The organism is Deinococcus rubellus (assembly GCF_025244745.1).
GTDB classification, from domain to species: Bacteria; Deinococcota; Deinococci; order Deinococcales; family Deinococcaceae; genus Deinococcus; species Deinococcus rubellus.
This window is the reverse complement of record NZ_CP104213.1, coordinates 2,129,487-2,152,796: the sequence shown is the minus strand read 5'-3', so window position 1 is coordinate 2,152,796 and position 23,310 is coordinate 2,129,487. Positions and strand designations below refer to the sequence as shown.

Annotated in this window: 22 protein-coding genes; 17 read left to right on the top strand and 5 right to left on the bottom strand. The window is 66.7% G+C overall.

Annotated elements, in window-relative coordinates:
* The first annotated feature begins 45 nt into the window (after positions 1 to 45).
* Positions 46 to 1,236 (top strand): N-acetyl-alpha-D-glucosaminyl L-malate synthase BshA, encoded by a 1,191-nt coding sequence (gene bshA, locus N0D28_RS11020; RefSeq protein WP_260561884.1) that lies wholly within the window; start codon positions 46 to 48, stop codon positions 1,234 to 1,236.
* 77 nt (positions 1,237 to 1,313) lie between these two features.
* A complete protein-coding gene (locus tag N0D28_RS11015) occupies positions 1,314 to 3,197 on the top strand; it encodes a hypothetical protein (RefSeq protein ID WP_260559567.1) in 1,884 nt (627 codons plus the stop codon).
* A gap of 47 nt (positions 3,198 to 3,244) precedes the next feature.
* Here the strand turns inward: N0D28_RS11015 and N0D28_RS11010 are convergent, their stop codons facing one another.
* Positions 3,245 to 4,210 carry a class I SAM-dependent methyltransferase gene (locus tag N0D28_RS11010; protein ID WP_260559566.1) on the bottom strand — a complete coding sequence of 322 codons (966 nt, stop codon included), beginning with the start codon at positions 4,208 to 4,210 and terminating at the stop codon, positions 3,245 to 3,247.
* A 176-nt stretch (positions 4,211 to 4,386) separates the two neighbouring features.
* Between N0D28_RS11010 and N0D28_RS11005 the strand changes: the two genes are divergently transcribed.
* The 11 genes from N0D28_RS11005 (at position 4,387) to N0D28_RS10955 (ending at position 15,801) form a co-directional block, all read left to right on the top strand.
* Positions 4,387 to 4,797: a hypothetical protein gene (locus tag N0D28_RS11005; RefSeq protein ID WP_260559565.1), complete on the top strand. Its 411-nt coding sequence runs from the start codon at positions 4,387 to 4,389 to the stop codon at positions 4,795 to 4,797.
* Positions 4,798 to 4,819: 22 nt separating this feature from the next.
* Complete coding sequence (locus N0D28_RS11000; RefSeq protein WP_260559564.1) at positions 4,820 to 5,482, top strand: uracil-DNA glycosylase; 663 nt, start codon at positions 4,820 to 4,822, stop codon at positions 5,480 to 5,482.
* 92 nt (positions 5,483 to 5,574) lie between these two features.
* Positions 5,575 to 6,669: an Atu2307/SP_0267 family LLM class monooxygenase gene (locus tag N0D28_RS10995; RefSeq protein WP_260559563.1), complete on the top strand. Its 1,095-nt coding sequence runs from the start codon at positions 5,575 to 5,577 to the stop codon at positions 6,667 to 6,669.
* A gap of 99 nt (positions 6,670 to 6,768) precedes the next feature.
* On the top strand, positions 6,769 to 7,026 hold the full coding sequence (locus N0D28_RS10990) for a DUF1844 domain-containing protein (protein ID WP_260559562.1): 258 nt from the start codon (positions 6,769 to 6,771) through the stop codon (positions 7,024 to 7,026).
* Between the two features lie 15 nt (positions 7,027 to 7,041).
* Complete coding sequence (gene dtd / locus N0D28_RS10985; protein WP_260559561.1) at positions 7,042 to 7,482, top strand: D-aminoacyl-tRNA deacylase; 441 nt, start codon at positions 7,042 to 7,044, stop codon at positions 7,480 to 7,482.
* An 80-nt stretch (positions 7,483 to 7,562) separates the two neighbouring features.
* A complete protein-coding gene (locus N0D28_RS10980) occupies positions 7,563 to 8,837 on the top strand; it encodes a LysM peptidoglycan-binding domain-containing M23 family metallopeptidase (RefSeq protein WP_260559560.1) in 1,275 nt (424 codons plus the stop codon).
* A gap of 15 nt (positions 8,838 to 8,852) precedes the next feature.
* Positions 8,853 to 9,299, top strand: coding sequence for a PaaI family thioesterase (locus tag N0D28_RS10975; RefSeq protein ID WP_260559559.1), 447 nt, complete (start codon positions 8,853 to 8,855; stop codon positions 9,297 to 9,299).
* Between the two features lie 126 nt (positions 9,300 to 9,425).
* A complete protein-coding gene (aat, locus tag N0D28_RS10970) occupies positions 9,426 to 10,082 on the top strand; it encodes a leucyl/phenylalanyl-tRNA--protein transferase (RefSeq protein ID WP_260559558.1) in 657 nt (218 codons plus the stop codon).
* Between the two features lie 93 nt (positions 10,083 to 10,175).
* Entirely contained in the window at positions 10,176 to 11,810 is a 1,635-nt protein-coding gene (serA, locus tag N0D28_RS10965; protein WP_260559557.1) for a phosphoglycerate dehydrogenase, read from the top strand.
* A 222-nt stretch (positions 11,811 to 12,032) separates the two neighbouring features.
* Positions 12,033 to 15,350, top strand: coding sequence for an ATP-binding protein (locus N0D28_RS10960; protein WP_260559556.1), 3,318 nt, complete (start codon positions 12,033 to 12,035; stop codon positions 15,348 to 15,350).
* Positions 15,351 to 15,402: 52 nt separating this feature from the next.
* Positions 15,403 to 15,801, top strand: a complete 399-nt coding sequence (locus tag N0D28_RS10955; protein WP_260559555.1) for a hypothetical protein — start codon at positions 15,403 to 15,405, stop codon at positions 15,799 to 15,801.
* A 3-nt stretch (positions 15,802 to 15,804) separates the two neighbouring features.
* Here N0D28_RS10955 and N0D28_RS10950 read toward each other — a convergent pair whose 3' ends face one another.
* The gene (locus tag N0D28_RS10950) at positions 15,805 to 17,184 is read right to left on the bottom strand and encodes an FAD-dependent oxidoreductase (RefSeq protein WP_260559554.1); all 1,380 of its coding nucleotides are present in this window, start codon (positions 17,182 to 17,184) and stop codon (positions 15,805 to 15,807) included.
* 183 nt (positions 17,185 to 17,367) lie between these two features.
* Here N0D28_RS10950 and N0D28_RS10945 point away from each other — a divergent pair, with 183 nt between their 5' ends.
* A complete protein-coding gene (locus N0D28_RS10945) occupies positions 17,368 to 18,519 on the top strand; it encodes an aminotransferase class V-fold PLP-dependent enzyme (RefSeq protein ID WP_260559553.1) in 1,152 nt (383 codons plus the stop codon).
* Here N0D28_RS10945 and N0D28_RS10940 read toward each other — a convergent pair.
* Entirely contained in the window at positions 18,506 to 19,843 is a 1,338-nt protein-coding gene (locus N0D28_RS10940; protein ID WP_260559552.1) for an aminotransferase family protein, read from the bottom strand. The two genes, N0D28_RS10945 and N0D28_RS10940, sit on opposite strands and share 14 nt — an antisense overlap.
* Positions 19,837 to 20,325 (bottom strand): DinB family protein, encoded by a 489-nt coding sequence (locus N0D28_RS10935; RefSeq protein WP_260559551.1) that lies wholly within the window; start codon positions 20,323 to 20,325, stop codon positions 19,837 to 19,839. The genes N0D28_RS10940 and N0D28_RS10935 overlap by 7 nt, the downstream gene beginning before the upstream one ends.
* A gap of 44 nt (positions 20,326 to 20,369) precedes the next feature.
* On the opposite strand from N0D28_RS10935, the gene N0D28_RS10930 reads away from it, so the two are divergent.
* Complete coding sequence (locus tag N0D28_RS10930) at positions 20,370 to 20,717, top strand: DUF4180 domain-containing protein (protein WP_260559550.1); 348 nt, start codon at positions 20,370 to 20,372, stop codon at positions 20,715 to 20,717.
* A gap of 25 nt (positions 20,718 to 20,742) precedes the next feature.
* On the opposite strand, the gene N0D28_RS10925 is transcribed toward N0D28_RS10930, so the two are convergent.
* Complete coding sequence (locus tag N0D28_RS10925) at positions 20,743 to 22,299, bottom strand: L-glutamate gamma-semialdehyde dehydrogenase (RefSeq protein WP_260559549.1); 1,557 nt, start codon at positions 22,297 to 22,299, stop codon at positions 20,743 to 20,745.
* A 95-nt stretch (positions 22,300 to 22,394) separates the two neighbouring features.
* Between N0D28_RS10925 and N0D28_RS10920 the strand changes: the two genes are divergently transcribed.
* Together N0D28_RS10920 and N0D28_RS10915 are read left to right on the top strand one after the other, a co-directional pair.
* Entirely contained in the window at positions 22,395 to 22,835 is a 441-nt protein-coding gene (locus N0D28_RS10920) for an IS5 family transposase (RefSeq protein ID WP_260559548.1), read from the top strand.
* A complete protein-coding gene (locus tag N0D28_RS10915) occupies positions 22,793 to 23,272 on the top strand; it encodes a transposase (protein ID WP_260561831.1) in 480 nt (159 codons plus the stop codon). Before N0D28_RS10920 ends, N0D28_RS10915 begins: the two co-directional genes overlap by 43 nt.
* The last annotated feature ends 38 nt before the right edge of the window (positions 23,273 to 23,310 follow it).

Below are 23,310 nucleotides of genomic sequence, written 5' to 3'. Positions count from 1 at the left end.
CCCTATTGCCCTGACATGCCCCGCGTATAATCCGCTCCCATGTCGATGCTGATGCCCAGAATTTCCCTGCCCGACGGCCCGCCGACGGACCCGAGCCAACTGAAAATCGCTGTGCTGTGTCACTCCGGCGCGGGCGGCTCGGGGGTGGTCGCTACCGAACTGGGGCTGGAGGTGGCGCGGGCCGGAAACGAGGTCCACTTCGTCGGCAACGCCGTGCCGTTCCGGTTGCAGGGCATGGGCGGCGCGAACGGGCCTTACTTTCACCAGGCCAGCTCGTTCGCCTACGCCCTGTTCGACCAGCCGTTTCCCGAACTCACCGCCGCCAACGCGCTGACCGAGGTGATCGAGGAGTACGGCGTGCAGCTCACCCACGCCCACTACGCCATTCCGCACGCCACCGCCGCTTTGCACGCCCGCAGCATCACCGGCAAAACCAGAGTGATTACTACCCTGCACGGCACTGACGTCACGCTGGTCGGCGCGGAACCGGCCTTTCGCCACACCACCCGCCACGCCATCCAGCAGTCCGATGCGGTCACAGCGGTGTCGCAGTTTCTGGCTGACCTGACCCGCGAAACCCTCAAGGTGGACGTGCCGATCGAGGTCATTCCCAACTTCGTGGATACCCAGCGCTTTGTGCGCGTCACCGACCCCACCATCCGCGCCCGTTTCGCCCACCCCGAGGAAGCGCTGCTGCTGCACGTCTCCAACTTCCGGCCCGTCAAGCGCGTCGAGGACGTGGTGGAGGTGTTCGCCAGGGTCGCCTCGGAGATTCCGGCACGGCTGCTGATGGTCGGCGACGGCCCCGAGCGCACCCGCGCCTTCGAGCTGGCCCAGCAGCTTGGCGTGATTGGCCGCGTTCACTTCCTCGGCTCGTTTCCTGACGTGCAAACCGTGATGGGCATCGCTGACCTGTTCCTGCTGCCCAGCAACAAGGAGAGCTTCGGGCTGGCGGCGCTGGAGGCCATGAGCTGCGAGGTGCCGGTGGTGGCCGCCCGCGCCGGGGGCATTCCCGAGGTGGTCGAGGACGGCGTGACGGGCCGCCTGGCCGAGGTCGGCGACGTGGACGCGATGGCCCACGCCGCCCTGGAAATCCTGAAGAACCGGGACGTGTATCTCAGCATGGGGCAGGCCGGACGCCGCGCCGCGCTGGAAAAGTTCCACCCCAGCTTGATTGTGCCGCAGTATCTGGCCGCCTACCGCCGGGTGCTGGGGCAGGTCGCGGCGGAGCGCTGAACTGTCTGTCGGGAAGCTGATTTTGGCGCAGTGGGCAACCCTTTCGCCCAATTTTGGAATTCAGTATACTTTTCTATATGAAGACTGTCGGGCCATTCGTGGCCGCCCGCTCGCTGGACACTGGCTTTTCCGGCGCGGCGCAGCCGGTCAAGGTCCTGCATGCGCTCGACCGTCTGACGGGTCTGCCCGCGCTGGTGTATCTGCTGCCGCAGGCGGCGGCGCTGCCCGAACTCCCAGAGACGCCCTCGCTGCTGCCCTACATCGAGGCCGGAATTCAGGGCGAGCAGGCGTATGTGGCCTGTGAACTGCCGCCGCACGCTGGGCTGGCCAGCGACCCGCTGCAAACCGCGCTGGGCGGTCTGCGGGCGCTGAATGCGCTGCACGAGGCGGGCCTGGTTCACGGCGGGGTGGGGCCACATCAGCTCTGGGAGTGGGACGGCGAAGTGCGGCTGGCCGGGGCTGCCCTGCCGTGGGGCGAGGCGCAGGGAGCGCTGGCCGCGCCGGAAGGCGGTGTCAGTCCCGCTGCTGACCTCTACGCCCTGGGCGTGACGCTGCTGCGGATGGGACCGTTGCCAGCGGGCCTGAGTGATCTGCTCAGCCCCTACCCAGCCCAGCGCCCCAGCGCCCGCGACGCCCTGGCCCGCTTCAACGCCGGACCGCCGCTGCCCACGCCGCCTGCGCCGCTGATGGTGCAAGCGCCGCTGCACCCGCGAGAAGTGCGCTCTGCCCCCCCGCCGGAAGCCCCGCTGCCGCTGATCGCTGACCCCGAGCAGCGCATCGCCCCACTGCCGTCTTCCTTGCTGCCGCCTGCTTTGGGTGCGGCTGAACTTCTGCCGGACGACCAAGCGGCGGCCGACTCCGCTGGACTGCCGGTGTTCGACTGGGGAGAAGTGGAAGCTGGAGAGCCGCCGCAGACTGTTGAGGCGGGTGCGGTTCCCACCGTTCAGGTCGCCCTCACCCAGTCGGACGCCCCTTCACCCGTTCCAGCCCAACCGGACGCCACCGAGTCGGAGATGCTGGACTTCCTGGCGGCCTTTCCCACTGACGACGCGCAGGCTGTCTCGGTGGAGGCTGAGCTTGTGGCCCCGTCTGCTGACGAGCTGCCTGCGCCTGGAGGCGAGCCTGCCGGGCAGCTTCTCGCCAGCGCCGACCCTACGCCGGGCCCGGTCCTATCCGTTCCATCACCTGTGGCGCAGCCCGCCGAGCCTGAGACCCAGGAGCTTCAGAGCGGTGAAGTGCAGGTTGACAAAGCTACGGGCGAAGAGACTCAGGTACTGGTGTTTTCGAGTGCCGTACCCGAGTCGGTCATCACCGCTGGGGAGGCTGCTCAGGTTCGGCCAGACCCGAGTGGCTCAGAGACGGCCCGACCGGATGTACAGCCGCCGAGCACACCCGCTCCGGAAGCGGCTCCTTCGGCTTCTTCCCGGCAACTCAAGTCGGTCAAAATCGGCTGGAGCCAGGACGGCGCATGGCAGGTCAAGAAGGGAAGTGAGGATGTTGCCGCAGTGGGAGCGCATACGCCCAGCCCGGCGGACGGACTGCTCCCGTTGGCGCGCCCGACGACCCGTGTGCCCAGCTCGCCTCACCGCCCCAGTGCCAACCGCTTCAATCCGCTGTGGCTGTTGGTGCTGGTGCTGGCCGCCGTACTGGTGATGCTGCTGGCCCAGCGCGCCTTTCGTTCGAGTGGCCCGGCGCTGAGCGCTGCCGCCTGTTGCACCGTCACGGCCCAGCTGGTGGGCAGCTCCGGCCAGAGTCTCAGCGCGCCGGTCAAGGTGAGTGTCGTCAGTGCTCCTGCTGCCAGCCGTCTCAAGGTCGGGGCGCTGATTGGTCAGGCTCCTGGCCCGCTGGCCCTGGATACGCCCGGCAATTATGCCCTGAATGTGGTCGGCGACGGCTACGCTGCCCAGACGGTGAACGTGACGGTCCCGACGGCACAGCCCCTGGTGATCAAGCTGAAGTAAGGGCGAGGGTTGACGACGGTTGGCCCAGGAACTGTTCAATCAAGCGGTCATTCCAGCCGCAGCGCCCGCACTTTCAGGTGTTCGGCCCCTGGATAGTCCTCGCCCGCGCCGAAGCGGGCCGTGAAGGACATGGCCCGGCCCGCCTGCACCGCGCCCGCGCCGAGGAGGCGCTCGAAGACGGCGGCGCTGACTCCGGCGTGGTTGATCAGCGCCAGCACCTGTCCACCCGGCGCGGTGACGGCGGCAGCCTGTGCCAGCAGCCGGGCATAGTTGCGCTCGCTGCGCCACACGCCTGCCTTCGAGCGCGCGAAACTCGGCGGATCGAGAATGACCAGTTCGAACAGCTCGCCGCGTTTGCCGAGCCGCCGCAGCCACTCGAACACGTCGCCGTACAGAAAGTCGGCATCGGGAGCGTTCAGACCACTCAGGGCGTAGTTTTCCTGCCCCCAGGCCAGTACCTTTCGTGACAGATCGAGATTCTTGACGCTGGCAGCCCCAGCGAGCGCAGCATTCAGGCCAAAGCCGCAGGTGTAGGCGAAGGTGTTGAGCACCCGGCCCGCAGGCGGCGTATGCTGCCGGACCCAGGTGCGGGCGCGCCGGGCGTCACTGAACAGCCCGATGCTGAGGTCCGCACTGGGGCGGATCAGGTACGGCACGCCGTCTTCCAGGGCCACCACCTCGGGCCGCCTCTCACCCCAGATTGGCTCCGGCGGCGAGAGGCGGCCCCGCTCCACATTGGCCGCATGCTGCGCTTCCGGGGGGCGGCGCTTGAGATAGATGCTTTCCAGGCCCGTCTCGCCGCAGGCGGCCGCGAGGCGCTGCTCCTGCTCGGCGCTCAGATCGGCGTACAGGCTCAGCACGCCCACCGGCCCGGCCCGGTCCAGCGCGAACAGCCCGGCGGTTTCGGTGGTGTGAACCATCCGGTAAAAAGTCGTCCCGGCGGTGGAAAGCTGGGCGCGCCGGGCACTCAGGCGCAGCAGGGTCGGGGTCAGGTCGGCGGGCAGATCGGGCACAGGGGCAGTCTAGTGCGCTCTGGGCTGCCAGCGAGAAATCGGAGAGAAGAAGGTGAAGCGCTTTTCTTTTCGGCAGCAGGGCTTAAACTCTTGGGGAAGAACCGGCGCTGGAGATGCTGAAGCCTGTGCCGGACCAAGCCGCCCGACTGCCACTCTTCTGGAGGACACTGACTTCTGTGAAAAGCCTGATGACCACCGAACAACTGCTGCAAGGTCTCAAACACTACCGCCGGATTGCCCGGCAAGACCTTCTGCGCGCCCCCGAAACGCCCTACCCCGACGCCTTTCGCACCCATGCCGAGGCGCGGCGTGCGGTCTACGGCGAACTCGAAGTCTATGCCGCCCAGCACGCTTCCGAGGACGTGATCGAGTACGCCCTGTCGCTCTACCGCAGCCTGCCGTTTTCCAGCGGCACGCCAGAAAACGAGTACGCCGAGATCAAGGGCCGCGAGAATGGCCTGGAGAACTTCTTTCTGATGGTGGCGCTCGATCCGCGCACCCGCCGCGAGGCCCGCAGCCAGCGGCCCAAACTCGGCGCGCTGCTCGCGGGCGCGGCCCCAGCCCAGGGCGTGTCTTCTGAAGCGTGAGCGCTGAGAGTGAGTGTTGCCCGTGAGTGATGACAGTGCCGACGCGGCCCAGCTCGCCGCCCTCGCGGTCCAGAACAGAGCCTGTCATGCCTGCGATCTGCGCCCCGGTTGCACCCAGGTCGTCGTCAGCGACGGCAACCCCGAGGCCCGGCTGGTCATCATCGGTGAGGGACCGGGCGGCGATGAGGACCGCACCGGGCGGCCCTTCGTGGGGCGCGGCGGGCAACTCCTCGACCAGATTCTGAAGGCGGTGCAGCTTGGCCGCAGCGACGTGTACATCACCAACATCGTCAAATGCCGCCCGCCCGGCAACCGCACACCGCTGCCGCTGGAAACCGAGACCTGCACGGCGCTGTGGTTGGAGCCGCAACTGGCCCTGCTGCGCCCGCGCGTCATCCTGGCCCTCGGCAACACGCCCACCCGGTACCTGCTCCAGACCAGCGCGGGCATCACCCGGCTGCGCGGCGTCTGGCACCACTATCAGCAGCAGGACGGCCTGTACTCGGCTTATCTGATGCCGATGTTTCACCCAGCCTACTTGCTGCGCAACGACACCCGCGCTCCCGGCGGTCCCAAAAGCCTCACCTGGAAGGACATTCAGGAAGTGCGCGCCGTGCTGAATGGCAAAACGCCCGAGGGCCTGGGCGGTGAGCGGGTTGATCCGGGGCAGGAGGCGTTGTTCTGAAGTAGGACATACCTGAACTTGCCTTCTAATGGTTTATTTGTTAAACTGATTTACATAACGAGCCTGCTCTGATTGAGCAGCGGAGGTAAATCATGTCCAACCCTGTCGTCACCACCGTTCCCTTCGAACTCGGCCTCTACAGTTTCGGCGAGCGCACGCCCGATCCCCAAACCGGCCTCACAGTCAGCGCCGAGCAGCGCTTCAAGGACCTGCTGGAAGAAATCGAGCTGGCCGACCAACTGGGCCTGGACGTGTACGGCATCGGTGAGCACCACCGGCCCGACTACACGGTGTCTTCGCCCGCTCTGGTGCTGGCGGCAGCGGCGGCGCGCACCAAGACCATCCGACTGACCAGCGCCGTGACCGTGCTGGGCACCGAGGACCCGGTGCGGGTATTTCAGGCCTTCTCCACACTCGATCTGATTTCTGGAGGCCGGGCCGAGATCATGGCCGGGCGCGGCAGCTTTTCCGAATCGTTTCCGATTTTCATCGGCGGTATGCCCCGCGACTACGACGAGCTGTTTGCAGAGAAGCTGGACCTGCTGCTGAAATTACGCGACTCGGAACGGGTGTCTTGGTCGGGCAAGTACCGCCCCAGTTTGCAGGACGTGGGTATCTACCCGCGCCCGGCGCAGGCCGAGTTGCCGATCTGGCTGGCAGTGGGCGGCACCCCGGGCTCGGCAGTGCGGGCCGGGCAACTGGGGTTGCCTTTGGCGCTGGCGATCATCGGCGGCCTGCCGGAGCAGTTCAGGGGCTTCACCGACCTCTACCGTGCCTCGGCGGCTGAGGCTGGGCACGGTCCGGCGAGTCTGCGGCTGGGCATCAACTCGCACGGCTATATCGCCGCCACCTCGCAGGCGGCCAGGGACGAGTCGTTTCCGGCCACCGCCGCCGCCATGTACGCCATCGGCAAGGAGCGTGGCTGGAGCAAGATGACCCGAGCCCAGTACGACGCGGCCAGCACCCTGCGCGGCGTATACTTCGTGGGCGACCCTGAAGAAGTGGCCGAGAAGATCCTCTATCAGCACCAGATTTTTGATCACCACCGCTTCCTGATGCAGATGAGCGTCGGTACCCAGCCCCACGCCCAGATCATGAACTCCATCGAACTGTACGGCACGCGGGTCGCGCCGCTGGTGCGGGCGGAAGTGGCCAGGCGGCAAGCGCCGACCCCCGTTCCAGCCTGAGTATTCCTGAGTATTGGGCCAGATCAGGCTATCTACGCCGCCGGCTGACCGCTGGCCTGCGGCAGACATCATCACCGCTGCCTTGCTAGCATGCCTCTCATGGCAAATCCCGAATTCCTGGGCCTGATCCACTCCTTGCAGGCCACCGCCGAGGCGGCGCTCGGCGACATCAACGCGGCCACCGCTTCGGCCAACCGTGACGGCCTGCTGGCCTCGGACCGTGCCCACCAGACCGCCGAGCGGAGTCTGAAACTGCTGACCATGCTGGCCGAGAAGACGCGCGGCAACCTCGACATGACCGAGGCCGAGGTGCTGGGCAATGCCGTGAACGCGCTGCGCCAGCGGCTGGGCAATTAGGGATGGAAAACTAGAGTGCGGGTCGTCGTTCAGCGCGTCACGCGGGCGAGTTGTGAGGTGGAGGGTGAACTGACCGGGCAGATCGGCGCGGGTCTGGTGGTGCTGCTGGGCGTGGCTCCAGCCGATACGCCCGACACTGCCCGCAGTCTCGCGGCCAGGCTGGTCAAGCTGCGCATCTTCAATGACGACGCCGGAAAGATGAACCGCTCGCTGGCTGATGTCGGCGGCGGGGTGCTGAGTATTTCCCAATTCACCCTGTTCGCTGACACGTCCAGGGGCAACCGGCCCAGCTTCCTGGGAGCCGCGCCGCCGGAGCAGGGAAGAGCACTCTATGCCGAGTTCAACGCGGCGCTGCGTGCGCTGGGCATAACGGTGGGCGAGGGCGTTTTCGGCGCGCACATGGTCATCTCGCTGGTCAACGACGGCCCGGTGACGCTGACGCTCGATACGGCCTGACCCGTCTCATGCTGCTGGGGGCGGGCTCGTCTGACCTGGCTCGTCTGGCTCCGCTCATCTGGCCCGACTAAACTCACATGATGAAGGCCACCCCGTTCGCCCTGGCACTCTCGCTCTCGCTGCTGGGCCTGAGCGGCGCGTACACCGTCCAGAAGGGCGATACGCTCTACAGCCTGGCCCGCGCCAACAACCTCAAGGTCGAGGACCTGCGCCGCCTGAACAACCTCAGTTCTGACTCTCTGGCGGTGGGTCAGGTGCTGCGCCTGAGCGCCAGCGAGGCTTTGCCCCCAGCGGCTCCGAATCCAGGCACCCCGGTCCCGGTTCTCCCGAAGACGTCTGCGCCGAAGTCTTCGACCCAGCCACCTGCGACCCGGCAGCCGACAAAACCGCCGCCCGCTCCTTCCGGCTTCACACTGACCCTGCCGTCTGCTTTTAGTCCTGTGCCCAGTCCGGCAATCCCTGCACCGCCCAAACCGGCCCCGGCCAGCGCCGCTCCGGAGTCGCCGCCCCGCCCTCCGGTCATGGTGCGGGTGGGCAGCAGCTTCGAGGTCGGTGGAGTCAGGGTCACGCTGCCGGAGCAGCTCAGCATGGGCGACGCCTTCAGCGTCAAACTGACCGGTAAGGGTGCCCAGGGTGCTGCCGTGCGCTTTCCCAGCGAACTCGGCGAGGACGTGCGCCAGCCAGATGAAACGCTCACCCCTTACGGCGCGGCGGGCGTCTATGTGGTGCCGGGCCGGGTGGTGCTGGGCAAGACCACCCCGGTCATCGTTGAGATCGTGGTGGGCGGTGAGGTGGTGCGCGGCATCATCCCGCTGCGCCCGAAGCCCGGTGGCCCGGTGGTGCAGCTTCACCTCTCGCCCAGGGTAGCAGCCAAGCTGACCGATCCCGGCAAGGCCGCCGAGGACGCGATGGTCAACAAGGCGTACCTCAGCCGGGGCCTGCCGATCTGGACCAAGCCGTTTGCCGCCGCCGTGCCGAACCCGCCGATTCCTGGCTCGTTCGGCCAGAGCCGCACCTACACCCCCGGTAGCCCGGTGACGTATCACTACGGTGCAGACTATCCAGCCAAGCTCGGCACGCCCATTCGCGCGGTCAACGACGGCACGGTGGTCATCGCTGGACTGTACCCGGTGCGCGGCGGGCTGGTCATGATCGACCACGGCGGCGGCGTCAGCAGCCTGTACTTTCACCAGTCCAAGATTCTGGTCAAGGTGGGGCAATCGGTCAAGCGCGGCGACGTGATCGGGCAGGTCGGCACCACCGGCATCTCCGAGGGACCGCACCTGCACCTGGAGATCCGGGTGCGCGGCGAGGCCACCCAGCCCGCCGACTGGATCAACCGTCTGTGGCCCTGAAGCTAGACTGAGGGTATGACCGATCGACTCACCGAGCAGCAAAAGCCCCTCTCCGAGACCCCCGATCTGGCCGAGATCAATGCCCGCAGCCAGGGCCGATTGCCGGGACTGCTGGGCATCGAATTCACCCACGCCGGGCGTGGCCTGATGCGCGCCCACCTCGATATCCGCCCCGAACTGCTGGCTCCCAACGGCTTTCTGCACGCCGCCAGCGTGGTGGGGCTGGCCGACACCGCCTGCGGTTACGGCACCATCCTGGCGCTGCCAGCGGGCGCGCAGAACTTTACCACCATCGAACTCAAGAGTAACCACCTCGCCACCGCCCGCGCCGGGCGCATCGAGGTCGAGGCCCGGCTGCTGCACGGCGGGCGCACCACCCAGGTCTGGGACGCGGTAGTGAGTGCTGAGGGCAAGACGCTGGCGCTGTTTCGCTGCACCCAGGTTATCTTGTACCCGCGCTGACTCTACTTACGCTGAGCCGGACTGAATGGGTGGGGGAGGGGATGTGAAGTTTTCGACCTTGCGATTCCGGGGGGGTTGGGGGGCGAAGGCTACCCTGAAGTTCGGCCCAGGGCTTACCTTGGTGGTGTGCCCACCGCCGCCGTGATGCTCAACCATCCCGATCCCCTCACCCGCGAGGTGGCGCGCGGCTACGCGGGCGGCGGATTCCTGATGGACAACGGGCGCGGCCTGGAGTGGTATTCCAGCACCCGCCGCGCCCTGGTGCCGCTGGGCGAGGTGCTGCACATTCCGCACAGCCTCAAGAAGCACCTGAGCCGCTTCGAGGTGCGCCTCAACGCCGACTTTCCCGGTGTGCTGGCCGGGTGCATGGCCCGCTCGGAAACCTGGATCAGCCCCGAGCTGGCCGGAATTTACCTGCACCTCAACAAGACCGGCCTGCTCCACAGTTTCGAGACCTGGCAAGGTGGACACCTGGCTGGGGGCGTGCTGGGCCTCTCGCTGGGCGGCGCGTTCGTCGGCGAGACGATGTTCCACGCCGTCACACACGGCAGTAAGGTGGCGCTGGTGCGGCTCTCACAGCACCTGACCCGGCGCGGCTTTGTGCTGCTCGACGCCCAGCTTCAGAATTCCCACCTCCAGCAGTTTGGTACCTACGAGATCACCCCTGCCGAGTACGCCGTTCAACTGCGCCGGGCGCTGGGCAAGGACGCTGACCTGTCGCTGCTGGACGGGGAGTGGCCCGAACCCGAACGGTCCAACCAGATTCAATCCAGCCACAAATAGTCCTGCCGCCGAGTGCTGCTTTCAGCTCCGGCAACACTCCAGACACAGACAACCCGCTGCCCTGAAGCCACGCACCGCAGTACCCTGAACCCTATGACCGCCTCCGCGCCCCAGACCGACCAGGCCGCCCATGACCCCACCACCGCCGCGCCGAAACGGGTGCTGATCTGCGACGAGATGAACCCCGGCAACCTCGACTTTCCCGGCTTCGAACTCGAATACGAGGGCAACCTGCCGCGCGAGGAAATTCTGCGCCGTCTGCCCGACTTCGACGCCCTGATCACCCGCAGCCGCACCAAGGTGGACCGCGAACTCATCGACGCTGCCGGGCCGCGCCTGAAGGTCATCGGGCGCGGTGGCGTGGGCGTCGACAACATCGACCTCGACTACGCCTCGCTGCGTGGTCTGCTGGTCCTCAATGCCCCCGAGAGCAACAACGTTTCGGCAGCCGAACTGGCGATCATGCACCTGATGGCCGCCGCGCGGGGCCTGACCCGCAGCGACGCCAAGACCCGTGCGGGCGACTGGGACCGCAAGTTCCTGGGCCTTGAACTCAAGGACCGCACCCTGGGCATCATCGGACTGGGGCGCATCGGCAGCATGGTGGCGGACCGGGCCCAGGGCATCAGGATGAACGTGGTCGCCTATGATCCCTACGTGCCGGAGAGCAAGTTCGAGCGCCTCGGCGTCAAGCGGGCTGCCACCCTGGACGAACTGCTCGCGCAGGTGGACGCCGTGACGGTGCACACCCCGTTGACCGACGAGACGCGCGGCATGCTGGGTGAGGCCGAACTCGCCAAACTGAAACCCGGCTCGATTGCCGTGAACGCGGCACGCGGCGGCATCATCGACGAGCAGGCGCTGGTGGCTGCCCTGAACAGTGGGCACCTCTTCGCGGCAGGCATCGACGTGTTTGTGGACGAGCCGCCCACCCCCGACCATATCTTCCTGCACGCTAAGAACCTCGGCATCACTGCCCACCTGGGGGCCAACACAGTGGAAGCCCAGGAGCGGGTCGGTGCGGAGATCGTGGACCGGGTGCTGGCCGCTCTGCAAGGCGACGTGAGCAAGGGAGCGGTGAACGCCCCCGCCCTCGACCCCAAGACCATGGAGGCGCTGGGCGGCTACCTGACCCTGGGCGAGAAGCTGGGGCGCATCCTGGCGCAACTGCTGCCGGGGGCCAGCGACATTGAGGTGACGTTCAGGGGCGACTTTCCCGCCGACCCCACCCCGGTGCTGACCAGCGTACTGGTGGGCTACCTGTCGGGCAGCACCGACGAGCGCCCCAACATGATCAACGCCCGCGCGCTGGCCAAGGAGCGCGGCCTCTCGGTGGCGGTGCGCGAGCAGACCGACAGTCCCGATTACCAGACCGAGGTGATCGTCAAGGTGACGGAGCACGGCGCAAAGGAGCGCACCCGCACGGTGGGCGGCACCGTCTTCGGCAAGTCGCCGCGCCTGACCCGGCTGCGCGACTTCCGGGTGGAGCTGGAGCCGGAAGGCTACATCCTGATCGCCAGCAACGAGGACAAGCCGGGCGCGGTGGCCAAACTCAGCAACCTGCTGGGCACCTGGGGCATCAACATCGCCGGAATGGCGCTGGGCCGCGCTCAGAAAGGCGGTCAGGCGCTCTTTACCCTGACCCTGGACGACGCCCTCAGCCCCGAGCAGCTCGAAGCGGTGCGGGCGCTGGACGTGATCGAGTCGGCTTATCTGGTTAAGGTGTAGAGGCCCGGTGGGCTGGGTGGGGCGCGTTCATGTCGGCGGTGTGCCTTCAGCGTCCCGTCCTCTGAAAAGTAGTGCCCTGAAGATGCCCAGGTGACCTGTGACGGCGGACTGGTCACTTCCCCGCACCGTTTCTCTGCTCTGGTATCATGCGGTTGACCGCTCGGCTCCTTCCTTCGCCCTTTGGGGCAGCCAGCATCGTTTCTCGGGTGAGGAGCGTCAAGCATGATCTGGATCACACTGCTGGGGCGCGGCGAACTGCGGGTTGGGGAAGAGAGTGTCCGCTTCCCGACCCGCCGCGCCCTGGCGTTGTGCGCTTACCTGGTGCTGGAGGGCGCGACGCTGCGCTCCCGGCTGGCGGCGCTGCTGTGGCCGGACCACGAGGAGTCCTCGGCCCGCGTCAATCTGCGCCAGGAACTGCGCCGCCTGCGGGCCACGCCGCTGGGCGCACAGCTGCACGCGTCGGGTGACATTCTGGCGCTGAGCGCCGACGTGATGTCCGACGCCGGGCTGTTCGAGCTGCTCAGCGGCCAGGGTGACTTTGCCGCCGCGCTGCCGCACTACGGCGGGCGGCTACTCGACGGCACCGAATTTTTCGACGCGCCGGACCTGGGTGACTGGCTCGAAGCCCAGCGCGAGCGGCTGCACACCCTCTGGACGGCAGCGCTGGCGGCCCAGGCGCAGGCGCTGGAAGAGGGCGGGCAACTGACGGAGGCGTTGGCACTGTGGCAGCGGCTGCTGCGAACCGACGAGCTGCGCGAACGCTGGCATGCCGAAACCATGCGGCTGCACCTGCGACTGGGTGAGCGCGAGGCGGCCCTGCGCCAGTTCGCCCGCTGCCAGGCGATGCTGAAAGACGAACTCGGCCTGACGCCGCTGCCCGAAACGCTGGCGCTGGCCGAGCAGGCCCGCCGCGCCGTGCCCGCACCCCACCTCAGCGTGCCGCCCAGACCGGCCCCGCCGCTGCCGCCGCTGCTGGTGGGCCGCGCCGACACTTACGAAGCGCTGCGGCAACGCCTGGGCACGCTGATCGTGGGTGAGCCGGGGATCGGCAAGAGCGCGCTGGCCCGCGCTGCCTGCGGCCAGGTCAAGGTGTTGATCCTGAGCGGCCACGAAGCCGGGCGGCACACCCCCTTTTCTCCGGCGACGGCGGCCCTGGAGCGCCACTTTGCGGGCCTCAGCGGCGAGGAGCAGGCCATCCTCGTGCCGATGCTGCCGGGCCGCCACCTGCCGCCGGACCCGGCGCTGCGGGCGGGCTTTCGCCGGGCGGTGGCGAAAATCATGGAGCAGCGCCTGGGCCGTGATGGGGTGCTGCTGCTCGAAGACCTGCACTGGTTCGATTCGGCGTCGTGCGAGGTGCTCGGCGGCGTGCTGGAGCGCTGCGCCGAGGTGGGCACCTGGGTGCTGGCCACCGCCCGGCCCCACGAACTGTCGCAAAATCCCGCCGCCCTGCGCCTGAGTGCGCCCCTGACGCGCCTGAACCTCGGCCCGCTGGGTCAGGCAGATTTGGCGGAACTGACCCGCGCCTGGACCCATGCCGCGCCGGACCCGAATTTTCTCATCTGGTTGCACGACGCCACTGCCGGGAATCCGCTGGCGGTGCGCGAAACCCTGCGGCGGCTGCGCGACACCCAGGGCGAGGGGCCGCTAAAGGTGCCGCCGGAAAGCGAGGCCGCTCCGGTGCGGGCGCTGATCTTGCAGCGCGCCCTGCGGCTGGGGGTGCAGGCGCAGCGGGTCTTGGAGGCGGCCAGCGTGTGCAGCCCGGCGTTCTCGGTGCGCCAGTTGGCCCGATGCACGGCGCTGGACGAGTGGACCTGCCTCGACCTGCTCGAAGATGCCCAGCAGGCGGGGCTGCTCGATGTCGAAGATCAGCAGTTTCGTTTCTCGCACGACCTGATCCGGCGGGCCATTCTCTCGTCGCTGAGTCCGGTGCGCGCTGCCCTGCTCCACCGCCACATGGCCGCCGAACTGGAGCGCGGCGGCGCGCCCGAGCAGGTGGCCCAGCACCTCGAAGCGGCGGGCGAGGACGCGTCCGGGTGGTGGTGGAAGGCCGCCTGCGCCGCCGAGCGGGTCTATGCCTACCCGCAGGCGCTCGCGCACTCGGAGCGGGCACTGGCGGGCCAGTTAACCCCGGAGACACGCCTGGCCTGCCACCGCCGCCGCCTGCTGTGGTGGCGCACGGTTGACGACCGCCCCGGCTGGAAAACCGAAGTCGAGCGCCTGGAGGCCCTGGCCTACCGCGAGGGTGAGGCGGGCTGGTGGCTGGAGGCGAGATTGGCGCGGCTGGAATGGCTCTTTCACGGCGGACGCTACCGTGAGGTGCTCGATCTGGGGCAGCAGGTGGTGGCCGACCCCAACGCCACGCCGGAGCAGCACGCCCGTGCCCTGCTCGAATACGCCAACGCTCAGGTGTATCTGGGCCAATACCACGAGGCCCAGCGGCATCTGCACGGGGCGCTGGACGTTCCCGGTGTGACGCTGGCCGAACTGCCGGAACTCTACGGACGGCTTCACCACTCGCTGACCGCCAGCGCCCTGGAAACCGGCGACCTGAAGATGGCCGCCGAACACGCCGAACTCGCGCGCCGGGGTTTCGAGCGGGCGGGCAGCCGGATGGGGCAACTGCGGTCACTGTTCAACAGCTTTGCGATTGCTGACCGCTCCGGTGAACTGGAGGCGGCGCGGGAAGCGGGCCTCCTGGCGCTGAATCTGGCGCGCGAGATGGAGGACCGACAAAGCGAACGGCTGGCCCTCTTCAATCTCACTTCGCTGGCCATCAAGGCCGAATCTGTGGAACTCGCCCAGAGTCTGATGGTGGAAGTGGAACTGATGACTGAGGGTGAGGCCGATCCGCGTACCGTTCAGTGGGCCAACCTCAACCGTGCCGAGATTTGCCGTCTGAACGGCGACCTGGGCGGGTCGGTGGCTTTCCTTCAATTGGTGCTGGCTCAGGCCGAAGCGGTGGGCGACACCCTCCACCAACTGGAGGCGACGCACATCATTGCCGAATTGCTGCTGGAATTGAGGCTCTTTCAGGAAGCCAGGCGCGTGATAGGACGACGTGAATTGCACGGTGACACTGAATCGCCAACGCGGCAGATGATCGAAGCGCGAATGCTGGGTTTCGAGGGTCATCCCTATGAAGAAGCTGTCGCTCTGGGGCACATACTGCACCGTAATGATCTCGACGGTTCCAGAAGCCGTGACCGGCTCGTTCTCCACCTCGCCAGAGCGCTGATCAACGCGGGGCATGGCCTGGATGCTCGGCAGTTGCTGGCGGAGGCGAAACTGGGTCTCACGCCTTCTGTTCAGGCGCGGAGAGTTGCGCTGGGTCTCTGGTTAGAAGCTGATCAAGGCACGGTTGATGCTGCCCGGCGTGTTCTGGCCGCCGGAAATATTCCGCCGATTGAGCGCCTTGAGCTGCTGGAGGCTCTTTCTACCGTCCACCAACCCTATCTCGGTCAGGCGCAGGAGCTGAGACGTTCGCTGATGGCCTCGCTGCTTCCGGCACTGGAAGTGGGATGGCCAGGGGGTCGGGCGTAGATCGCGGGAGCTGCGAAGAATAGACTGAGAAGTCGGGCAACGAAGGAGATTTATGGCTGCAAAGGGAAGGCTCGTCGGACTCCTCGGTATTCTTGTGACGGCTCAGGGCCTGGCGTTCGCGCAGCCTGCTACCGGAGTCACCCTGCGTTGCGTGCCGATCAGCAGGTGTGTCGCCACCTTGCGTGATCCCAGAATCGGCACCAACATCCGCCCCACTCTTGAACGTTTCGTGCTTCAACTGCCCGTGGACAGGACGCGCCGCATCCTCAACGTGCAGGTTATCGCCGACCGGGCCGGAAGGATCGATCTCAACACGCCCGAAGTGATCGTGCTCAATTCCCGGCGCTTCGGCCAGAGCGCCAGCCGTATGAAGTCGCTGATCGATTACCGCTGCCTGCGCGGTACCTCGAAAGGCGGAGCGACGGAATATTTCTGCCGGATGGTGAAGTAGGGCTCAGGCCGGGGTGTTCTCTCTGGGCAACCTCGCAGCTTTGCTGGCCTGGCCTGCCGCCACCAGCAGCACGTCCCAGACGCTGGAAAAGGGTGGGGCATAGCTCAGGTCCACCTCGGCCAGATCGTGCACCTTGCCGCGTGAATGCAGCAGCGCGGCAATCACGTCGATGCGCTTGACACTGCCAGGATGCCCCAGAATCTGCGCGCCCAGGAGTCTTCCCGTGCCGCGTTCGGCGGTCAGGCGCACATAAATCGGGGCGGCGTCGAAGTAGTACCCGGCGTGGTCGGTGCTCTCCACGTCCACGCTTACGGCGTCCAGTCCCAGGGCGTCGGCCTCGTGCTGGGTGAGGCCGGTGCGGGCCACGCCCAGACCAAAGGTCTTGAAGATGCCGCTGCCGACGATGCCGGGAAACTGGGCCTCGCCGCCTGCCATGTTGATCCCCGCGACCCGGCCCATCCTGTTGGCGGTGAGGCCCAGCGGTACATGGACCTTGCGCCGGGTGACGCGCTGGACGCTCTCGGTATTGTCGCCCGCCGCGTAGACATGCTCCACGTTGGTCTGCTGCCGGTTGTTGACGCGAACCGCGCCTGTTTTGCCGAGCCGTGCACCCGCTGCCTGGGCCAGCGCCACGTTGGGCCGCACACCGACGGCCACCATCACCAGATCGCAGCGCAGGAGGCCGCTACTCGTCTGCACACCGGTCACCCGTCCGTTTTTGGCGGTCAGGGACTCCACGGTCACGCCGCATCGCACGTCCACCCCGTTCTTTTCCAGCTCGTGGCGCACCTGCCGCTGATAGCCGAGATCGAGGATGCGTCCGGCCACCCCCGGACCGCGTTCGAGCAGCACCACGCTCAGGCCGCGTGAGCGCAGTGCTTCGGCCAGTTCCAGCCCGATGTAGCCGCCGCCCACGATGATGGCCCGCTTTGCGCCTTTCAGGCTGGCTTCTATGGCCTGTCCATCGGGGATGTCGCGCAGCACGTGAACGCCCGATGCCCCGGTGCTGGCCCAAGCAGGACTGGCCCAGTCGGGGCGCACTGGGGAGACCCCAGTGGCCAGCAGCAGGCGGTCATACGGCTCGGTGTGGGTCGCCCCACCGTTTTCGCGCACGGTGAGGGTCTGGGCCTTGCTGTCCACCCCGATGACCTCGTGGCGCAGCCGCACGCCGACGCCCTCGCCGCGCATCCGCTCGGGTGTGCGGGCGATCAGCTTGTCGAAGCCCTCGACTTCGCCGCCGATGACGTAGGGCAGTCCGCACGCGCCATAACTGATGTACTCGCCCCGCTCGAAGACCACCACTTCGGCTTCCGGGTTCTGGCGTTTGGCACGGGTGGCCGCGCTCATGCCCGCTGCCACACCGCCCACGATGACTATTCGCATGCGGGTAGAGTAACGCCCAGCGCGAACTTCACGCGGCGTGAGAACCCCAATCCTGCTGACGTGGCCCGGCGTGAAGAGCCTCCGGGTTCAGTATTTTTCGGGGCGACGGTGGAGTGCACCTGTCGACTGTCACTTGCCCAGCCTTCTGTCCGCCCTCGCGCACCAAACGCGCCACAATACCCTATGACCCCTCCTCCCCACATCCCGCTCAACCGCCCCCGCCTGATTGCGCCCGGTCCGGTGGAAGTCTCGCCCGCGACCCTGCTGGCGCTGGCCCAACCGCAGATGCACCACCGCTCCCCCGAGGGCCGCGCCAAGTTTCTGGAAACGCGCGGCAAACTCAGCCGGCTGCTGGGCGACGCGTTCGAGGCGGTGATCGTCACCGGCAGTGGCACGGCGGCCTTCGAGGGCGCACTGGTCAGCAGCGTTCCGGCGGGAGCGAAAGTGGTCAACGCTTCGGCGGGCAAGTTCAGCGAGCGCTGGGGCGAGATGGCGGCTCGGCTGGGCTACGACGTGACGAGCGTGCAAAAGCCCTGGGGCGAACTGCTCGACGCGGGCGAGGTGGCCGAGGCCTGCAAGGACGCCTTCGCGCTCACCATCACCCATTCCGAAACCAGCACCGGGGCGCTGCACGATTTGCAGGCCATCGCGGCGGCGGCCAGGGCGGTCAACCCTGATTTGCTGATCATCGTGGACGCGGTGACCAGTTATGGCGTGGCCGAACTGCGGGCGGCGGACTGGAATGTGGACATCATCGTTTCGGGGTCGCAGAAGGCCACCGCCACCCCGCCGGGCCTGGGCTTCGTGCTGTTCAGCCCGCAGGCCGAGGCCCGGCTGATCAAGGACACGCCCAAGGGCTTTTACCTTGATCTGGAGCGCGAACTGCGCGGCCAGAAGCAGGCCAACACCCCCCAGACGCCCGCCATCAATCTGGTGCACGCGCTGGACGCCTCGCTCGACCGGCTACTGAGCGTGCCGCTGGAGGTGCTGTGGGCCGAGAAGAAGCGCCAGAACGACGCCCTGATCGCGGCGGGCGAGGCGCTGGGATGCCGCTCATGGGCCAGCCGTCCGTCGCCAGCGGTGGCGGTGCTGGTGCCGCCGGAAGGCCTGGGCGGTCTACAGGTTGCCGCGCAGCTCGCCAGCATGAACCAGCGGGCGCTGCCGGGTCAGGCTCCCCACGAGGACACCGTGTTCCGCATCTCGACGCTAGGCTACGCCGACCGCTACGACGCCCTCTCGGTGGCGGGCATTCTGGAAGACGCCTTCACGGCGCTGGGCGCGAAATTCGAGCGCGGCGCGGCGGTGGCGGCGGCCTGGCAGGTTATTTCGAGTTGAGCGTGGATTGCCCCAGCACCGCTGCAAAGGCCCGCTCCAGCTTGCCGAGCAGCTCTCCGGCCTGAGCGTCGGTGAGGCTCAGCGGCGGCCCGAGCAGCAGGTGGTCGCCGCGCACGCTGTCGTCTGCGCCGCTGCCGGGGTAAACGATCAGGCCTGCCTCAAAGGCCGCTGCGCCGAGTCGGGCGGCCAGTCCCGGCGTCTCGAAGCTCTGCTTGGTTTGCGGGTCGCCCAGCACCAGACCCAGCATCAGGCCCGTGCCGCGCACCGTCAGGATGTGGGGAAAGCGGGTTTGCAACTCGCGCAGGCCCGCGAGTAGCCGTGCGCCGAGTTCGCTCGCCCGCGCCGTCAGCTGCTCACGCTCCAGAATGTCCAGCACGCTCAGGCCCGCCGCCAGGCTGATCGGATGCCCGGCGTAGGTAAAGCCGTGCTTGAAGGCCCCCGAGCCGGCCATCACTGCGGCGTACACCTCCGGTGATGCCAGCACCCCGGCCAGCGGCGCGTACCCGGCGGCCAGTCCCTTGCCCAACACCGTGATGTCGGCGCGGGTGTGCCACAACTCCAGCGCCAGCGGTGAGCCGCAGCGGCCCATGCCGCTCATGACCTCGTCGCTGATCAGCAGCACGCCAAACTCGTCGCAGATTTGCCGAATGCGTTGGTAGTACCCGGCGTTGGGCGAGAGTGCCGCGTCGGACGCGCCCACCACCGGTTCGGCCATGAAGGCGGCCACCGTTTCCGGCCCTTCGCTTTCCAGCACGGTCCGCAGGCGCGCAGCGTCGGCTTCACCACTCAAACTGGTGTCAGGTTTGGGCATCTTCGGCCAGGCACTTTCATTCATCAGCGGGGTATACAGTTCGCGCCGCGCCCCCATGCCGCTGGCCGCCAGGCTGCCCAGGCTGGCTCCGTGGTAGCTGGGCCGCCGGGTGACGATCTTGAAGCGCCCCGGCTGGCCGCGCTCCACCTGAACTTGCCGGGCCAGCTTGATGGCGCTCTCGGTGGCCTCGGAGCCGCCCGACACCGCCCACAACCGAAACTCCGGCAACCCGCAGAACTGGGTGAGCCGCGCCGCGTATTCCTCCAGCACCGGGCTGGAAAACTGCGAGCCGTGAACGAAGGCCAGCGTCCGCGCCTGCCCGGCCATCGCCTCCGCCACCTCCCCGCGTCCCTGGCCGATGTTGGCGACGAGTGCGCCCGACGAGCCGTCGAGGTACTGCTTGCCCGCCGCGTCCCACAGATAGGGTCCCTCGGCCCGCACGGCGACGGGATAGGTTTTGGATGAACGATAAAAGACGCTGGACGCGGCTTCTAGAGGAGTTGGCTTCACCATGTGTCACCTCCTCCTGGTGGGGGCCAGGCCCCGATGAGCTGGCGTACCACGATGATCTGCCCGAAGTGGTGGGCGGTGTGCAGGGCGAAGTCGGCCAGCAACTCCCCGATGGTCTCGTCGTGGTTGACCGGATTCTGGAGGTCGGGCCGCGCCGCGTGGCCGTCGATGCGGCTGAGCAGGTCGTAGAACTCGGTCTTGAGGTTGTCCCAGCTCTCAGCCTTCGTGGTGGGCCAGGTTTCGTTGGCGTGCTTGGGATACGGCACGGGCGCGCCAGTCTCGATGATGTCCAGCATCCAGCGGTTCCACCAGTTGATGTGCGCCAGCAGGTTCGCGACGCTGTGCGGCACACCATTCGGCACGGTCACGGCCTGGGCCGCCGTCAGGCCCGATAAGGTGGCTTCGACGCCCACGTAGGCCTGACCGCCCCGGTAGAGGCGCGGCAGCAGTCGGGCGAGGGTGGAGACGGGTGGGGGAGTGGTCATGGCCTTTAGTGTTGCAAAATAAAGCGGCGAGGTGGTCACTGTTTATGACAGCTCAACCGAACATCAAAAGTATGGGCGAACTGGGGTTGCGGGTAGACACGCTGGCCGACATACCTGATCTGATCGGCACGGCCTTCAGCGTGGACGGTCTGATCCTGACGGAAGCCGACCTCGGCCCCGAGTTCTTCCGGCTGGGCAGCGGCGTGGCGGGTGAGCTGTTTCAGAAGTTTGTCAACTACCGCATCCCGGTGGCGCTGGTGCTGGAAGATTTCTCGGCTTATGGCGAGCGCTTCTCCGAACTCGCCTACGAGCATTCGCGTCACCCGGCAGTGCGCTTCGTGACCTCGGAGGCGGCGGCGCGGGCGTGGCTGGGCCGCCGCCTCTCTCAGTAGTCACACTGCCCATTAGCCACACTGTTCAGTAGCGCTGCGCCGTCGTTTTGGTCTGCAAAAACCAGAACAGGTAATCCGGCCCGCCGACCTTGGCGTTGGTGCCGCTCATGCCGTAGCCGCCGAAGGCGTGGGTGCCCGACAGCGCCCCGGTGCATTTGCGGTTGACATACAGGTTGCCGACGTGAAAGCGGCGGCGGGCCTCGCTGATCTTGGCCGGGTCACGGCTGTAGAAACTCCCGGTCAGGCCGTAGTCCGAGTCGTTGGCGAGTTCGATGGCGTGCTGCCAGTCCCGCGCCCGCGTGAAGCTCAGCACCGGGCCGAAAATCTCTTCCTGAAACAGCGGGTCGGTGCTCGCCACGTCTCCGAAGATGGTCGGCGGCACCTTGTCGCCCTCCCACTCGCCGCCCAGCAGCAACGTGGCCGACGCTTTGCCCGCATCCACGTAGCCCCGGATGCGCTCGGCGCTGCCCACGTGAATGACCGGGCCGTAATCGGCGTCGTCTTCCGGTAATCCCGCTTTCAGCTTCCGGGCGTGGGCCAGCACCTTCTCCAGCACCTCGTCGTAGACGCTCTCCTCCACGATGGCGCGGCTACAGGCGCTGCACTTCTGGCCCGAGTAACCGAAGGCGGCCTGCGCGATCCCGGTGGCGGCGGCGTCCAGATCGGCGTCGGCGCAGACCACCGTGGCGTCCTTACCGCCCATCTCGGCCATGACCCGCTTGAGCCACTTCTGCCCTGGCTGGACTTTGGCGGCCCGCTCATAGATGCGGCACCCGATCTCGCGGCTGCCGGTGAAGGCGATCATCCGCACGTCTTTATGATCGACGAGAGGGTCGCCCAGCACGTCGTCCTGGCCGGTCAGAAACTGAATGGCGGCGCGCGGCAATCCAGCCTCGAACAGCAGCTCCACCATCAGCCAGCTGCTCAGCGGGGTCTCGCTGGCAGGCTTCCAGATGACCGTGTTGCCCGCTGCCAGTGCGCCCAGGCCCATGCCCAGCGGAATGGCGCTTGGAAAGTTCCAGGGGCTGATGGTGACGACCACGCCCAGCGGCTCATAGTGCGTCGTGACGTGCTCGTCCGGCATCGGGTAGACAGGTTTGCCCTCGGCCCAGCGCAGGGTTTCGCGGGCGAACACCTCGAAGTGATCCACGCTCTCGGCCACCTCGCCGTCGGCCTCAGCCCAGTTCTTGCCGTTTTCCAGGGTCATCACGGCATTGAATTCCAGGCGTCTGGCCCGCAGCAATTCCGCCGCCCGCTTGAAAATGCTGGCACGCTGAAACGGGTCGGAGTGCTGCCAGCTTTCAAACGCGGTTTTGGCCGCCTGGATGGCCGCGTCGCGCTGCCCGGCGGTGGCGTTCTGGAATTGCCAGAGGGCTTCTCCGTTGGCTGGATTGTGTACGGTGAATGTCTCGCCGCCCGTCACTTCTTGCCCGTCGATCAGCAGCGGAAAAACTTGTCCGACGTACTTTTTGCGCACATCGGCAAAGGCGGCACGCTGTTCGGCGGCCACCGTTTCGTCTTTGAAGTTGTGGTACGGCTCGTGCTCGAACGGCAAAAAGCCCTGGCTGAGGGTGCTGGTCACGGTGACGCTCCTTTGGAAGGGTGAGAAGGCAGACGGGTGTGGAGGTGAGAGGCTGTTTGAAGCCTACGGGATAGCAAATTCGCTAAGCTGCCCTGATGGATCGTCCGCTTTATCCCAGCGACCTCACAGATGCCCAGTGGAAACTCATTGAACCACTTTTGCCGCCGATAGGCGAGAGCACCTTCTGTGAAACCGTTCCCAGACGGGAAATCGTCAACGGGATTCGGTACGTTCTGCGAGGCGGCGTCCAGTGGCGAATGATGCCCCACGATCTGCCCAAGTGGGAAACGGTGTACTACCACCACAATCTCTGGTCGAAAACAGGCGTGTGGAAGGCCATCAATGCAGCGTTGGTGAAGATCGAGCGTGAACGCAAAGGGCGGAAGGCTCAGCCTTCCGCCGCTGTCGGTGATTCCCAGAGCGTCAAGACGACGCAAAAAAAGGGGATCGCGGCTGGGACGGCAACAAAAAGGTCAAAGGCCGCAAGCGCCACATCACGACGGATACGGACGGCAACCTGCTCGGTTGCCGCGTGACGACCGCGAACGTTGATGACCGTGAAGGTCTCAAGCTCGTCCTCAATACGTTCAAAGCGGACGCACCCTTCGTCAAAAAGCTCTACCTGGACGGAGGATACGGGGGTGGGCCTTTTAAAGCCTGGGCGAAAACCACCACTGGGATTGAGGTTGAAGTGGTTCGTCGCCCCGATGAGGGCATCACCCTCATCGGGGGCATCGCCCAGTTGCCCACCAACACACCGACTGAAGAGCAGTTTCGATTGGCTGCGGAGATGGCACGGCGAGGCGAGAAGGGGTTCAAGGTGGTTCGCAAACGCTGGGTGGTGGAGCGAACCTTTGCCTGGCTCCTCACCTTCAGACGACTGAAGGTGGATTACGAGGAGTGTATGCCAATCTCCGAGGGCTTCATTTATGCGGCTGGGAGCTGTATTTTACTGAATAGGTTGTGCGCTTGATGACGGGCGACGCACACGGTCATACCCCTAGAATCGGG

Excerpts from the sequence above, each read along its gene's own strand:
- bshA (WP_260561884.1), top strand. The coding sequence starts at position 46 with ATGCTGATGCCCAGAATTTCCCTGCCCGACGGCCCGCCGACGGACCCG.
- N0D28_RS11015 (WP_260559567.1), top strand. The coding sequence starts at position 1,314 with ATGAAGACTGTCGGGCCATTCGTGGCCGCCCGCTCGCTGGACACTGGC.
- N0D28_RS10995 (WP_260559563.1), top strand. The coding sequence starts at position 5,575 with ATGTCCAACCCTGTCGTCACCACCGTTCCCTTCGAACTCGGCCTCTAC.
- N0D28_RS10990 (WP_260559562.1), top strand. The coding sequence starts at position 6,769 with ATGGCAAATCCCGAATTCCTGGGCCTGATCCACTCCTTGCAGGCCACC.
- N0D28_RS10980 (WP_260559560.1), top strand. The coding sequence starts at position 7,563 with ATGAAGGCCACCCCGTTCGCCCTGGCACTCTCGCTCTCGCTGCTGGGC.
- N0D28_RS10975 (WP_260559559.1), top strand. The coding sequence starts at position 8,853 with ATGACCGATCGACTCACCGAGCAGCAAAAGCCCCTCTCCGAGACCCCC.
- serA (WP_260559557.1), top strand. The coding sequence starts at position 10,176 with ATGACCGCCTCCGCGCCCCAGACCGACCAGGCCGCCCATGACCCCACC.
- N0D28_RS10960 (WP_260559556.1), top strand. The coding sequence starts at position 12,033 with ATGATCTGGATCACACTGCTGGGGCGCGGCGAACTGCGGGTTGGGGAA.
- N0D28_RS10955 (WP_260559555.1), top strand. The coding sequence starts at position 15,403 with ATGGCTGCAAAGGGAAGGCTCGTCGGACTCCTCGGTATTCTTGTGACG.
- N0D28_RS10950 (WP_260559554.1), bottom strand. The coding sequence starts at position 17,184 with ATGCGAATAGTCATCGTGGGCGGTGTGGCAGCGGGCATGAGCGCGGCC.
- N0D28_RS10945 (WP_260559553.1), top strand. The coding sequence starts at position 17,368 with ATGACCCCTCCTCCCCACATCCCGCTCAACCGCCCCCGCCTGATTGCG.
- N0D28_RS10940 (WP_260559552.1), bottom strand. The coding sequence starts at position 19,843 with ATGGTGAAGCCAACTCCTCTAGAAGCCGCGTCCAGCGTCTTTTATCGT.
- N0D28_RS10935 (WP_260559551.1), bottom strand. The coding sequence starts at position 20,325 with ATGACCACTCCCCCACCCGTCTCCACCCTCGCCCGACTGCTGCCGCGC.
- N0D28_RS10930 (WP_260559550.1), top strand. The coding sequence starts at position 20,370 with ATGACAGCTCAACCGAACATCAAAAGTATGGGCGAACTGGGGTTGCGG.
- N0D28_RS10920 (WP_260559548.1), top strand. The coding sequence starts at position 22,395 with ATGGATCGTCCGCTTTATCCCAGCGACCTCACAGATGCCCAGTGGAAA.